The 11,339-nt window shown below is 72.7% G+C and carries 12 protein-coding genes and 1 pseudogene; 6 read left to right on the top strand and 7 right to left on the bottom strand.

Going from position 1 to position 11,339, the window contains the following annotated elements; genetic code table 11:
• Positions 1-110: 110 nt before the first annotated feature.
• Entirely contained in the window at positions 111-878 is a 768-nt protein-coding gene (locus ACZ6D7_RS21655; RefSeq protein WP_469493058.1) for an ArsR/SmtB family transcription factor, read from the bottom strand.
• A gap of 146 nt (positions 879-1,024) precedes the next feature.
• On the opposite strand from ACZ6D7_RS21655, the gene ACZ6D7_RS21650 reads away from it, so the two are divergent.
• Positions 1,025-1,558: a GNAT family N-acetyltransferase gene (locus ACZ6D7_RS21650; protein WP_469492826.1), complete on the top strand. Its 534-nt coding sequence runs from the start codon at positions 1,025-1,027 to the stop codon at positions 1,556-1,558.
• Between the two features lie 55 nt (positions 1,559-1,613).
• On the opposite strand, the pseudogene ACZ6D7_RS21645 reads toward ACZ6D7_RS21650, so the two are convergent.
• Positions 1,614-2,303: pseudogene (locus ACZ6D7_RS21645) on the bottom strand (hydrolase); the annotation flags it as partial.
• A gap of 216 nt (positions 2,304-2,519) precedes the next feature.
• Between ACZ6D7_RS21645 and ACZ6D7_RS21640 the strand changes: the two are divergent.
• Positions 2,520-2,783, top strand: coding sequence for a GlsB/YeaQ/YmgE family stress response membrane protein (locus tag ACZ6D7_RS21640; RefSeq protein ID WP_469492824.1), 264 nt, complete (start codon positions 2,520-2,522; stop codon positions 2,781-2,783).
• 87 nt (positions 2,784-2,870) lie between these two features.
• On the opposite strand, the gene ACZ6D7_RS21635 is transcribed toward ACZ6D7_RS21640, so the two are convergent.
• Positions 2,871-3,830: an SDR family oxidoreductase gene (locus ACZ6D7_RS21635; protein ID WP_469492821.1), complete on the bottom strand. Its 960-nt coding sequence runs from the start codon at positions 3,828-3,830 to the stop codon at positions 2,871-2,873.
• A 175-nt stretch (positions 3,831-4,005) separates the two neighbouring features.
• Here ACZ6D7_RS21635 and ACZ6D7_RS21630 point away from each other — a divergent pair, with 175 nt between their 5' ends.
• Positions 4,006-4,713 (top strand): TetR/AcrR family transcriptional regulator, encoded by a 708-nt coding sequence (locus tag ACZ6D7_RS21630; RefSeq protein WP_469492819.1) that lies wholly within the window; start codon positions 4,006-4,008, stop codon positions 4,711-4,713.
• Between the two features lie 118 nt (positions 4,714-4,831).
• Here the strand turns inward: ACZ6D7_RS21630 and ACZ6D7_RS21625 are convergent, their stop codons facing one another.
• The gene (locus tag ACZ6D7_RS21625) at positions 4,832-5,608 is read right to left on the bottom strand and encodes a GNAT family N-acetyltransferase (RefSeq protein WP_469492816.1); all 777 of its coding nucleotides are present in this window, start codon (positions 5,606-5,608) and stop codon (positions 4,832-4,834) included.
• A 41-nt stretch (positions 5,609-5,649) separates the two neighbouring features.
• Entirely contained in the window at positions 5,650-6,039 is a 390-nt protein-coding gene (locus tag ACZ6D7_RS21620) for a MerR family transcriptional regulator (RefSeq protein ID WP_469493055.1), read from the bottom strand.
• Between the two features lie 58 nt (positions 6,040-6,097).
• On the opposite strand from ACZ6D7_RS21620, the gene ACZ6D7_RS21615 reads away from it, so the two are divergent.
• Together ACZ6D7_RS21615 and ACZ6D7_RS21610 are read left to right on the top strand one after the other, a co-directional pair.
• On the top strand, positions 6,098-7,309 hold the full coding sequence (locus tag ACZ6D7_RS21615) for an MFS transporter (protein WP_469492814.1): 1,212 nt from the start codon (positions 6,098-6,100) through the stop codon (positions 7,307-7,309).
• 92 nt (positions 7,310-7,401) lie between these two features.
• Positions 7,402-7,878, top strand: coding sequence for a nucleoside deaminase (locus ACZ6D7_RS21610; protein WP_469492811.1), 477 nt, complete (start codon positions 7,402-7,404; stop codon positions 7,876-7,878).
• Positions 7,879-7,942: 64 nt separating this feature from the next.
• Here the strand turns inward: ACZ6D7_RS21610 and ACZ6D7_RS21605 are convergent, their stop codons facing one another.
• A complete protein-coding gene (locus ACZ6D7_RS21605) occupies positions 7,943-8,665 on the bottom strand; it encodes a chaplin (protein WP_469492810.1) in 723 nt (240 codons plus the stop codon).
• A gap of 298 nt (positions 8,666-8,963) precedes the next feature.
• Between ACZ6D7_RS21605 and ACZ6D7_RS21600 the strand changes: the two genes are divergently transcribed.
• On the top strand, positions 8,964-10,550 hold the full coding sequence (locus ACZ6D7_RS21600; protein ID WP_469492807.1) for an alpha/beta fold hydrolase: 1,587 nt from the start codon (positions 8,964-8,966) through the stop codon (positions 10,548-10,550).
• Between the two features lie 6 nt (positions 10,551-10,556).
• Here the strand turns inward: ACZ6D7_RS21600 and ACZ6D7_RS21595 are convergent, their stop codons facing one another.
• Positions 10,557-11,333: an alpha/beta fold hydrolase gene (locus ACZ6D7_RS21595; RefSeq protein ID WP_469492804.1), complete on the bottom strand. Its 777-nt coding sequence runs from the start codon at positions 11,331-11,333 to the stop codon at positions 10,557-10,559.
• Positions 11,334-11,339: the final 6 nt, after the last annotated feature.

Raw genomic sequence — 11,339 nt, 5'->3', positions numbered from 1 at the left:
AGAGGAGGAGAGCCGGACGGGCGGGCGGGTGGGCGGGTGGGGGAGCGCCGCCCCCCCCCCCCCCCCCCCCCCCCCCCCCCCCCCCCCCCCCCCCCCCCCCGCCCCCTGTCTCACTGCGCCGGCACCGACCACGGCTCCTGCGGCAGCGGCCGCCCGGTCTCCAGCAGCGACTTGAGGTTGGACAGCACGGCCGGCCAGCCCAGCGACACGTCCGCGAGGTCGCGCTCGGTGCGCAGGTCCTCGTGGGTCACGGTGAGCCGGACGATGTCGGCGTGCGGCCGGATGTCGAAGGTGACCCGGGAGTACATGTCCGCGCGCCCCTCGTTCTCGGGCTCGGTCCACGTGCTCACCAGCCGGGTCGGGCGCTCGCTCTCCACGACGGTGCCGACGACGTCGGCGATGCCGGAGCCGTCGATGCGCACATGCTCCCAGCGCGAGCCGGCCCGCCAGTCGGACACGTTGCTGTGTCCCCAGTAGACGGCGGTGAGGTCGGCGTCGGTGAGGGCGTCCCAGACCTTCTCGGGCGTGCTGGCGATATAGGTGACGTAGACGAATGTGGGCTTGTCGGTCATGGCTTCCTCGGCTCGTCGCTTGACGTCGGAGAGCACGCGTAGGCGCGGGCGCTCGAACTTGTCGATCCACCGCTCCTGGATCTCGTGGAGCGGGACCGGGTTGAGGTAGTGCAGCTTCTCCCGCCCCCGCCGCACCGTCGCGACCAGGTTGGCGGCCTCCAGGACGGCCAGATGCTGCGTCACCGACTGACGTGTCATGTCGATGTGCGCGCACAGCTCGCCCAGCGTCTGCCCGTTGCGTTCGTGCAGCCGGTCCAGAAGCCGTCTGCGTGTGTCGTCGGCCAGCGCCTTGAAGACCGTGTCCATACCCGTGCCCATGCCCGGGCCCGCCCCCGGGTCGTCTCCTGATCGCACACTCAACGTTAGGCAGGCAATTACCTGCATGTCAAGGAGCGTCACGGTGGCATGATCAACTCACGGACAGGTATGGGAGTTTCACCCTCCCCTCGGCGTTGCGGCTCGAAGGGGACGGGGTCACGCTGCGCAGCTGGACGGCCGACGACGTCGACGATCTGGTCGCGGTGTACGACGATCCGGAGATCGCCCGCTGGACCCCGGTGGTGTCGCCCTTCGACCGGCAGGCCGCCCGCGCGTACCTCGCACGGGCCGAGCGGGGCCTGGCCGAAAGGCGGACCGTACAGCTCGCGATCACCACGGGCGGCGTCCGCCCCCGGGGCGAGGTGCTGCTGTTCCGCAGCGAGGCCGACGGACGGGACGCCGAACTCGCCTACGGTGTGGGCCCGGCACACCGCGGGCAGGGGCTGGCCGGCCGGGCGGTGCGTCTGCTGGCGGAGTACACGGCGTGTGAACTGCGGCCGCGGCGCGTGGTGCTGCGCATCGAGAGCGGGAACACGGCGAGCGAGGCCGTCGCCCGCTCCTGCGGGTTCCGGCTCGCGGCCGAGGCTCCGGCCCCCCGGCTGCACAAGGGCCGGGAGATCCTCCTGCGCACCTGGTTCCTGGGCGCCGGGGAACCGGACGGGGAGTGAACACGCGGGCCGGGCCGCCCCGTGGGGGGCGACCCGACCGCTCGCGCGTGAGGCGTCAGCCGACGGCGAGTGCCGTGTCGTCGATGACGAAGGAGGTCTGGAGGGTGGAGCCCTCGGTGCCGGTGAACTTCAGGGTGATGGTCTGGCCGGCATAGCTCGCCAGACTGAAGCTGCGCTGGGTGTACCCGCTCGCGGCGTTGAGGTTGGAGTAGGTCGCCAGGGTGCCCAGGACCGTGCCCGAGCTGTTGAGGACCTGGACCTTCAGCGTGTCGTAGGCCGTGCTGGTGGTCGTCTCCGCCGTGTCGATGTGGAGGTGGAAGCTGAGGGTGGCGGTGGTGCAGGCGGACGGGATGGTCACCGACTGGGAGAGCGTGTCGGTGGTCGCGGTGCCGTAGCCGGCGAGCCAGGCGTAGTACGAACCCGTACGGGGCGACTGGCTGCTGGAGTTGGTGATGACGCCGCTGGTGGCGCTCCAGGTGGTGGCGCCGGACTCGAAGCCGTTGTTGCCGAGGAGCTGGGCGGAGGTGCAGGTGCCGCCGCCGTCGCCGCCGTCGCCCCCGTCGCCCCCGTCGTCACCGCCGTCGTCGCCGCCGCTCGCGCCGGAGAGCCACTCGGTGGCGTTGAGGGCGAGGGCGGCGTTGGTGGCGCCGGTGTCGTTCCAGCCGTCGTAGAGCGTGTTGCCGGACTGGCCGGTGCCGTCGTCGATGGGTGAGCTGTCGCCCCAGAAGGCGACGCGGCCGATGCCTACACGCGTGGATCGTTTGAACGGTACATGACACAACTGCGGAATGAACATCAAGCGCGGGCAATATGCGCGGGCCCGGTCGGATACGGGCGACCGGATGCGACCCCTACGCGACCCCTACGCACCCCTACGCGACCGGATGTGACCGGAACGGGACTGCCCCACCCCCGGCCGGGAACACGCACCGTATCGGGGTCTCACAGAGGAGGGGCGGAGATGGAGATCGACGGCATCATCAGTGCCATCGTCATCGGCATCGTGATCGGCGTCCTGGGACGGCTCGTCGTCCCGGGCCGTCAGCGGATCGGCGTTCTGTGGACGATCGCCGTCGGCATCGTGGCCGCGCTGATCGGTTCCGCGATCGCCGCGGGGTTCGGCGTGGCCGACACCAAGGGCGTCGACTGGATCGAGTGGCTCATCCAGATCGGCCTGGCGGCCGCCGGGGTGATGGCCCTGGACCGGAGGAGGGCGGGGCGCTGAGGAGACCCCCTCACGGCGGTACCTCGCACAGGGTCCCGGACGGCCCGCCACCACCGGCCGTCCGGGACTCTGTGCGCTCCGGGCGGATCACCGCCCCGCGAGCAGTTCCCCATACCAGGCCACGGTGGCGTCCAGCGTCTCCTCCAGGGGAGTCGGCGCCACCCCGAAGGCCCGCTCGAACGCTGTGGAGTCCACGATCTGGGGCTCGGTGTGCTGGTAGAACATCTCCGCGTACTCGGCCATGAACTGCTCGTCGAACGGCCCGAAGGGGCGGGGCTCCTCGAGGACCACCACGTTCAGTGACCGGCCCGCCCGGCGCTCGATCATCGCGTGGATCGCGCGGGTGGTGACGGCCGGGGCGGTGGGCAGGTGCCAGACCCGGCCGTCACCCTCGGGGCGCTCGCCGAGGGTGGCCAGCCCGGCGGCCACGTCCTGGATGCTCGTGTAGCTGTGCGGCAGGTCGATGTCGCCGAGGGCCAGCACCTCGCCGCCGGTCAGGGCGCCCGGGAACGCCGCGCCGCCGAGGGAGGAGTTGAGGACACCGGGTCCGACGAAGTCGGCGGAACGGCCGAGGACCACCCGGGCCCGGCCCTCGCGGTGCGCGGCGAGGTACTTCTCGTCCAGCTCGGCCCGCATCCGGCCCTTGCGGCTCGTCGCCTTCCACGGGGTGTCCTCCGTCATCACCGCTCCCCCGGTCTCGCCGTACGGGTAGAGCGTGTCGAGGACGACCAGCCGGGCGCCTGACGCCTCGACGGCCCCGAGCACGGCGTCCTGGATCCGCGGCATCACCTCGACCTGGAGGTGGTAGCCGACGTTGACGCAGTGGTACACGACCTCCGCCCCGGCCACGGCGGCCCGCGCGCCCTCGGGGGTGCTGACATCGGCGGCGTACCGCTCCACCCCGTCGATCACGGGCCCCTCACCCTTGCGGTCGACCAGCCGGACGGGGTGTCCCCGGCGGACGAGCTCACGGGCGAGCGCGGTCCCGGCCGGGCCGGCGCCCAGTACGGCGTGCAGGGCCTGGTTCTCACGGGTGACGGCAGACATGACGATGTCCTCTCACTGGATTCACGGCCCTCAGATTTCTGATGGCCAATCGCTTCTGTTAGAGACAGTAACTCTTTCGAGAGTGCATAGCAACAGCGGCTCCTTCGGCCGTTCGTTAGGGTGTGTCACAGACGTCGAGGTGTCACACACAGACATCGAGAGAGGGGAGCCGTTCATGGCCGGCAGTACGCAGAGCCCGAGGGCGCGGTACCGCGAGCAGACGCGCGCGGAGATCAAGGACATCGCGCTGAGACAGCTCGCCGAGGGCGGTACGGCGGCGGTGGCCCTGACCCGCATCGCCAAGGAGGTCGGCCTGTCGGGCCCCGCCCTGTACCGGTACTTCGACAGCCGGGACGCCCTGCTGACGGACCTGATCCGGGACGCGTACGCCGATCTGACGGCGGCCGTCACCCGGGCCACCGACGCGCTCCCGGAGTCGGCGGCGCCACGCGCGCGGCTTCAGGCGCTGACGGGGGCCTGCCGGAGCTGGGCGGTGGCCCAGCCGCACCGGTATCTGCTGATCCAGGGCACGCCGGTGCCGGGATACACCGCGCCGCCGGACACGCTGGACAGCGCCCGGGCAGTGCTCGGGCCGTTCCTGCCGGCCTTCGCGGCGGCCGAGCCGTCGGCCTCGGTACGCCCGGTGGTGGCGCAGATGACGGAGTGGGCCGCGAAGGATCCGGCGGTGGCCCAGTGGGCCCGCACGCAGGTCCCGGCGGGCGCGGAGGGCACCGCCCTCGCCGGTGGCGTGCTCGGCTGGACGCACGTGCACGGCGCCGTCGGCCTGGAGGTGTCCGGCCAGTTCGAGGGCATGGGACACACCGGGGACACCCTGCTCACGGCCCAGATCGACGCACTGGCGGACGCATTCGGGCTGGCCTGAGGACCGGCCCGGGCGGGAAGGGGCGCGCTACGGCACGTGTGCGTACACGCACATGTACATGTACACGTACACGTACACGTACACGTAGACCTACACCTACACGTACATGTACGGGCCGCTACGGCACGTACACGTAAGGCGTCGTCGTGCTCAGCGCGGCGAAGCCGAGCCGCTCCAGGATGGGCCGGCTCTGGTCGGAGGCGTCGACCTGGAGGTAGCGGTAGCCGCGCTCCGCGGCGACACGGGCGCGGTGGGCGACGAGGGCGCGGTAGACGCCACGGCCGCGCCATTCCTCGACGGTGCCGCCGCCCCACAGGCCGGCGAACCATGTCCCGGGGATCAGCTCCATCCGCGCGGAGCTGACCGGTACGTCCCCGGCGAGGGCGACCAGGGCGACGATGCCGTCCGGGTCCCTGGCGAGCCGGGCGAGCACGAGGTCCCGCAGCCGGCCGCCGTCGAGACCGAACGCCTTCGCGTGGACCTCGGCCATGAGGTCGACGCCCGCACGGTCGGTGACCGGGACGATCCGGATCCCCTCGGGCGGCTCGACGTCGACGAGCTGGTCGGCCGTCTCGCCGATCATCAGGGTCTCCTCCGGCTCGGCCGTGAAGCCGGCCGCCGTCAGCCGTCGCCCGAGGTCGGCCGGCCGGTCGTGCCCGTGCAGCTTCCACTCGAACTCCCGGCCGAGGCCGGAGAAATACGCGACCTGCGCGGCGATCGCGGCGTCGGCGTCCGCGGAGTCCAACCCGGACCACAGGACGCCGTTCCAGCCGCCCTCACCGCCGATGTGCCGGACCAGGCCTCCGGTCCGTTCGACCCGGGCGTCAGGGCTCTCCGGGCGAGCGCCTTCGCGCATGTCCCGGTCGTACAGGGCGAGTACGGCGGCATGATCCATGGAGCCCACTCCAGCATCCCGGCGCGGCCCCCACAACGGAATTACGCCCGTCGCCCCGCGTCCGGCACGTCCGGCCGCACCGCCGCCAGATACGCGGTCAGCCGGTCGCGGTTGCGGGCCAGGCAGTCGATCCGGGCCTGGATGCGGTCGATGTGGTCCTGAAGGAGGGCGGCGGTCCCGGGGGTCAGGTGCTCGGCGGGCAGCAGGATCTCGTCCGGGCCCGACAGATACGGCAGGATCGCGCGGATCATCTCCGTCGTCAGCCCCGAGTCGAGCAGGCCCCGGATCTGCTGGACGTCCCGGACCGCCGCCTCGCCGTACGCGCGGTAGCCGTTCTCGCCGCGCTCGGGGTGGAGCAGGTCCTGTTCCTCGTAGTAGCGCAACAGGCGGGTGGGGACGCCGGTGCGGCGGGACAGCTCGCCGATCTTCACGCCGGCCTCCGGAATCACGCTTGCCTTCACACTGATGTCAACGTTCGACGATGGTCCCATGTCCACCGCCTCCCTGGTCAAGGGCACCGCCGTGCCCGCCGCCCTGCCCTGGTCGGGGCTGCTCGCCCTGTCCACGGCCGCCTTCACCGCCGTCGTGACCGAGCTGCTGCCCGCCGGACTGCTGCCGCGCATGGCACCCGCGCTCGGTGTGTCCGAGGCCCGGGTGGGCTTCCTGGTCACGGGGTACGCGGCGGCGTCGTTCGTCGCGGCGATCCCGGTGACCGCGCTGCTGCGCGGCCTGCCGCGCCGCCCGGTCCTCGTCGGCACGCTGCTGGGCTTCGCGCTGAGCAACACGGTGGTCGCGCTGTCGTCGTCGTACGGCGTCACGTTCGCGGCGCGGCTGGTCGCCGGGGTGATGGGCGGCACGCTGTGGGCGATGCTCGCCGGGTACGCGGCCCGGATGGTGCCGGCCGAGCGGCGCGGGCGGGCGATCGCGGTCGTGCTCGCCGGCATCACCCTGGCGCTGTCGCTGGGCGTCCCCGCCGGGACCGCGCTGGCCGGGCTGGTCGGCTGGCGTGCGGCGTTCGGGCTGCTGGCCGGGGTGGCGGTGCTGCTGACGGTCTGGGTGCTCCGACGGGTGCCCGGCTTTCCCGGCGAGGCGCGGGCCGCGCGCGTGCCGCTCGGGCGGGTGGCCCTGCTGCCGGGGCTCCCCGTGATCCTGTCGGTCACGTTGTTCCTGCTGCTGGGCCACCAGGTGATGTACACGTACGTCGCCCCGTTCGCGGCGCACGCGGGTTTCGGGCGTACGGACGTGCTGCTGCTGGTGTTCGGGGCGTCCACGGTGGCCGGGATCTGGGGCACGGGCCTGCTGGTCGACCGGCGTCCGCGGGCCACCCTGCTGGGCGCGCTCGCCCTGTGCGCGGCGGTCATGCTCGCACTGGGCGGGTACGCCGGTGGCCCCGCCGTGCTGCCGGTGTCGGTCGCGTTGTGGGGCGCGGCGTTCGGCGGGGTGCCCACGCTCATCCAGACGGCGCTGGTGGACGCCTCGGGGCCGGCCGCCGCGGATGTGGCGACCTCGCTCCAGACGACGGTCTACAACGCGGGCATCGCGGGCGGTTCCCTGACCGGCGGGGTGGTGCTGGAGCGCCTGGGCCCGGCGGCCCTCCCCTGGACGGCCCTCCCGCTGGTCGCGGTGGCCCTGACGGCGGTGGCGCTGGGGCGGCGGCACGCCTTTCCGGCCGTCCGGCGCGCTGACCGTCCGGCGCGCTGACCGTCCGGCGGCCTGACCGTCCGGGGCGCCGTGGGCCGGGCCGCCTAGGCTGAGGCGAGAGCAGGAGCGGCAAGCCGAGGGAGCCGTACCTCATGGTCGAGGCCACCGAGCTGCCGTATCTGCGTCGTTGTGTCGAGCTGGCCGCCGAGGCGCTGCGGGCCGGGGACGAGCCGTTCGGGTCGGTGCTGGTCGGCGGGGACGGCACGGTGCTGGCCGAGGACCACAACCGGGTGGCCTCCGGCGACCGCACCCGGCACCCCGAGTTCGAGCTGGCCCGCTGGTCGGCGGCGCGGATGTCGCCCGAGGAGCGGGCGGCGGCCACGGTCTACACCTCGGGCGAGCACTGCCCGATGTGCGCGGCCGCACATGCCTGGGTGGGCCTGGGGCGGATCGTGTACGTCGCGTCGTCCGAGCAGCTCGGCACCTGGCTGGGCGAGCTGGGGGTTCCCGCGCCGCCCGTGCGGACCCTGCCGATCCGGGAGGTCGCCCCGGGTGTGGTCGTGGAGGGGCCGGTTCCCGAGCTGGTGACGGAGGTGCGCGCGTTGCACCGGAGGTTTCACGGCGTCTGATCACGGCCGCGGGCCCCCTGTCCGGTGCGACCGGCGGGGGCCCGCGGAACTCCGCGACGGTGGGTCAGCTCTGCGCGCCGGGGCGGTACCGGCGGTACAGGAGCGCGCCGGCGAGCAGCATGGCCGTACTGCCCAGGACGGCGGGCAGGGCCTCGCTGCCCGTGTTCGCGAGCGAGGAGACGGCCCGGGGCTCCGGAGCCTGGGGCTGGTGGGCGGGCGGGGCGGGCTTGGGCCCGGCCGGCTGGGGCTCGGCGGGCTGGGGCTCGGCGGGCTGGGGCTCGGCGGGCTGGGTGTGGCGCACCGGCGGCTGCGGCTGCGGCTTCGGCTCGGCGGGCGGGGTGCGCGGGGTGGACTCCTCGGCGGGCCCGTTCACGGACTCGTTGCCGAACACCGGGTTCAGGACGCCGACGACGTTCACGCTGTTGCCGCTGGCGTTCACCGGGAGTTGCACCGGCAGCTTGACGCCGTTGCCGGAGACGACTCCGGGCGAGCCGACCGCGTCGCCCTCCGCCTTCGCCCCGGAGGACGACGTGGAGGACGACCCGGAGGGCGCGGTGGCGGTGCCCCCGCCCTTGTTCGCGCAGGCGTTGCCTACGGTGGGGTTCAGCGCGCCCACCACGTTCACGGTGTTGCCGCACAGGTTCACCGGGAGGTGCACCGGCAGCTGGATTCCGTTGCCGGAGACGACTCCGGGCGATCCGGCCGTCGTACCGGCCGCGGTGGTGTCGGCGAATGCCGGCATGGTCACTGCCGCCATCGCGCCCGAGGCGGCTGCGACGGCGAGCACACCGTTTCGGGTAACCCGTCTCATGGGTCCCTGCCTTCCAGACTTGGTCGCGGGCACTCACCCGCACCCGTTAAAACGCGGGCGAACCAACCAAGTAATGGCCAAACAACCTTTCACCCCATCGGGTGTCACCCCAGTCGAACTGATCACAAAACCACCCAATGTGCCATCGAAAACCGTGGAGGGCGGAGGAGGTGACGCACGACCCCGACTCCGGAGGCGGGCCCCGCGGGTGCCGCCTATCGTGGGGCCCGAGGCGCCGTTCCCGGTCCGCTGAAAGGCGTCCCTGGAGGCACTCATGCTGGCCACGCTGTCCGCCCGGCCCGGGCTGCGCCGGTGCGCGCTCGCCGCGACCGCCGCGCTGACCCTGGTGGGAGCGGGCCTGTGGACGGCACGGGCGGAGGGGGACGACGGTCCCGATCTGTCCCGGTTCTACGACCAGAAGGTGACCTGGTCGAAGTGCGACATCGACGGGGTGCCCGACGACCTCCAGTGCGGCAGGGTGACCGTCCCGCTCGACTACGCGCACCCCAAGGGGGACTCGCTCGACCTGGCGCTCGCCCGCTACCGGGCGACCGGCGACAAGCGGGGCTCGGTGGTGCTGAACTTCGGCGGTCCGGGCGGTCCCGGGGTGCCCGAACTGGCCTACGGCGGCAAGCCGTTCATGGAGCTGACCGACGGCTACGACGTGGTCTCCTTCGACCCCCGGGGCGTCGGCCGCTCCTCGCCCGTGAGCTGTGGCGACGGGGGGCAGGACGGGCTCGCCTCGCTGGACGACGACGCGGCCCTCAGCGATCCCCGGACGGTCCTCGCCCAGCTGAGGAAGGCGGCCGCGGCCTGCGTCCGCAACTCGGGTCCGGTCCTGCCGCACATCGGCACGGTCAACGCCGCGCGGGACCTGGACGTCCTGCGTGCGGCCCTCGGCGACAAGAAGCTCAACTTCCTGGGGTTCTCCTACGGCACCCGGCTCGGCGCGGTGTACGCCGCCCAGTTCCCGGACAAGGTCGGCCGGATCGCCCTGGACGGCGTGGACACGCTGACCGAACCGCTCACCGAGCAGGGCATCGCGGGCGCCCAGGGGCAGCAGACCGCGCTGGAGGACTTCGTCGACTGGTGCGTGGAGGACATCGCCTGCCCCTTCGGCCAGGACGCCCGTTCGGCCCGCGAGAAGGTCGTACGGCTGGTGTGGTCGCTGGACGAGAACCCGGTGCCGACGGACTTCGGGGACGAGTTCACCGGCCAGGACCTGGTGGGCGCCCTCGGGCAGGGGCTGTACAGCAAGGAGCTGTGGCCGTCGCTGGAGCGGGCGCTGGCCCGGCTCATGGAGGACGGGGACACCAGCGGGGTCGTCGCGTTCGCGACGGGCGGCCTGGCGTTCCCGGTGCGGGAACCGGGCGGCGGCAAGCCCTCCCCGCTGGTCGACCCCGAGGACGTCCCCTTCGACAACCTGCCGGCCGCCCTGATGGCGATCAACTGCGCCGACGACCCCGACCGGCCCACCGCCGCGCGGATCACCGCCGACCTCCAGCGGCTGCGGGCCGCCTACGACGAGGCGTCACCGGTCTTCGGCCGCTACCGCCTCGCCGAGGTGCTGCTCTGCTACGGCCGCCCCAAGGGCACCGACTTCATCCGCGACGAGGTGAAGGACGTCGACACGCCGGAGATGCTGCTCGTCGGCACCCGCGGCGACCCGGCGACCCCGTACCGCTGGACCGAGGAGACGGCCGAGCGGCTCGGGGACTCGGCCGTGGTGCTGGACAACAAGGGCGAGGGCCACACCGGGTACGGCTCGTCGAAATGCGTGCACCGGAAGGTCGACGACTTCCTGCTCTACGGGTCGCTGCCGCCCAACGGCAGCTCCTGCGGGGCCGAGGACGACGACTGAGGTCCGTCAGCGGGCGGTCACGAACGCGTCGATCGCGGCGGTCAGTTCGGCCGGCTTCTCCACGGGCAGCTCGTGCCCGGCGTCGATGATGCGGACGGTGGCGTCCGGGTACGCCTTGGCCATCCGCAGCATCTGCCCCACCGGAAGCTGGATGTCGTGATAGCCGTGGATCATCAGGGTGGGCACCTGGATCTCGCCCACGCGGTCGAGGACGTCGAAGGCCCGCATGGCGCCGTACAGCGTCATGACGACCTCGCGCGGCGTGTCCGCGGAGGCCTTGACGTACCCGCGGATCTCCTCGCGCGGGTATCCGGGGGCGAAGGCGCGCTGGATGTTGGTGGCGACGAACAGCTTGAAGGGCACGAGCGTGGAGACGGCCATCAGCAGGTCGCGGCCCCGGCTGAAGGCCATCTTGGCGATGGAGTTCACCAGGACCATGCGCTCCACGCGCTCGGGGTGCGCGAGGGCGACGGTCTGCGCGATCATCCCGCCCATCGAGTGGCCGACCAGGACGCACCGGTCGATCTTGAGGTGGTCGAGCAGCGCGATCAGATCCTTCGCCAGCTCCGCGACGGTCCGGACGCCCGCGCCGCCGCTCTCGCCGTGCCCGCGCAGGTCGAACCGGACCACCCGGCGCGACTGGGCGAAGTGGGCCAGCTGGTGGTCCCAGCGGTGCCGGTTCGCCGTCCAGCCGTGCACGAACACCAGGGGCACCCCGCCGCCGTCACGCGGGCCCTCGTCGTCGTACGTCAGTGCTGCGCCGTCGACTTCGAGCTGCGGCATGGGTGC

Source organism: Streptomyces sp. NPDC041784 (assembly GCF_055591025.1).
Note: the sequence above shows the minus strand (reverse complement) of the source record. Positions and strands in the feature narration are given on the sequence as shown.

What these genes read in the sequence shown, in the direction of transcription:
- ACZ6D7_RS21615 (WP_469492814.1), top strand. Translation starts at nt 6,098, where the DNA reads ATGTCCACCGCCTCCCTGGTCAAGGGCACCGCCGTGCCCGCCGCCCTG.
- ACZ6D7_RS21640 (WP_469492824.1), top strand. Translation starts at nt 2,520, where the DNA reads ATGGAGATCGACGGCATCATCAGTGCCATCGTCATCGGCATCGTGATC.
- ACZ6D7_RS21595 (WP_469492804.1), bottom strand. Translation starts at nt 11,333, where the DNA reads ATGCCGCAGCTCGAAGTCGACGGCGCAGCACTGACGTACGACGACGAG.
- ACZ6D7_RS21625 (WP_469492816.1), bottom strand. Translation starts at nt 5,608, where the DNA reads ATGGATCATGCCGCCGTACTCGCCCTGTACGACCGGGACATGCGCGAA.
- ACZ6D7_RS21600 (WP_469492807.1), top strand. Translation starts at nt 8,964, where the DNA reads ATGCTGGCCACGCTGTCCGCCCGGCCCGGGCTGCGCCGGTGCGCGCTC.
- ACZ6D7_RS21630 (WP_469492819.1), top strand. Translation starts at nt 4,006, where the DNA reads ATGGCCGGCAGTACGCAGAGCCCGAGGGCGCGGTACCGCGAGCAGACG.
- ACZ6D7_RS21655 (WP_469493058.1), bottom strand. Translation starts at nt 878, where the DNA reads ATGGACACGGTCTTCAAGGCGCTGGCCGACGACACACGCAGACGGCTT.
- ACZ6D7_RS21610 (WP_469492811.1), top strand. Translation starts at nt 7,402, where the DNA reads ATGGTCGAGGCCACCGAGCTGCCGTATCTGCGTCGTTGTGTCGAGCTG.
- ACZ6D7_RS21635 (WP_469492821.1), bottom strand. Translation starts at nt 3,830, where the DNA reads ATGTCTGCCGTCACCCGTGAGAACCAGGCCCTGCACGCCGTACTGGGC.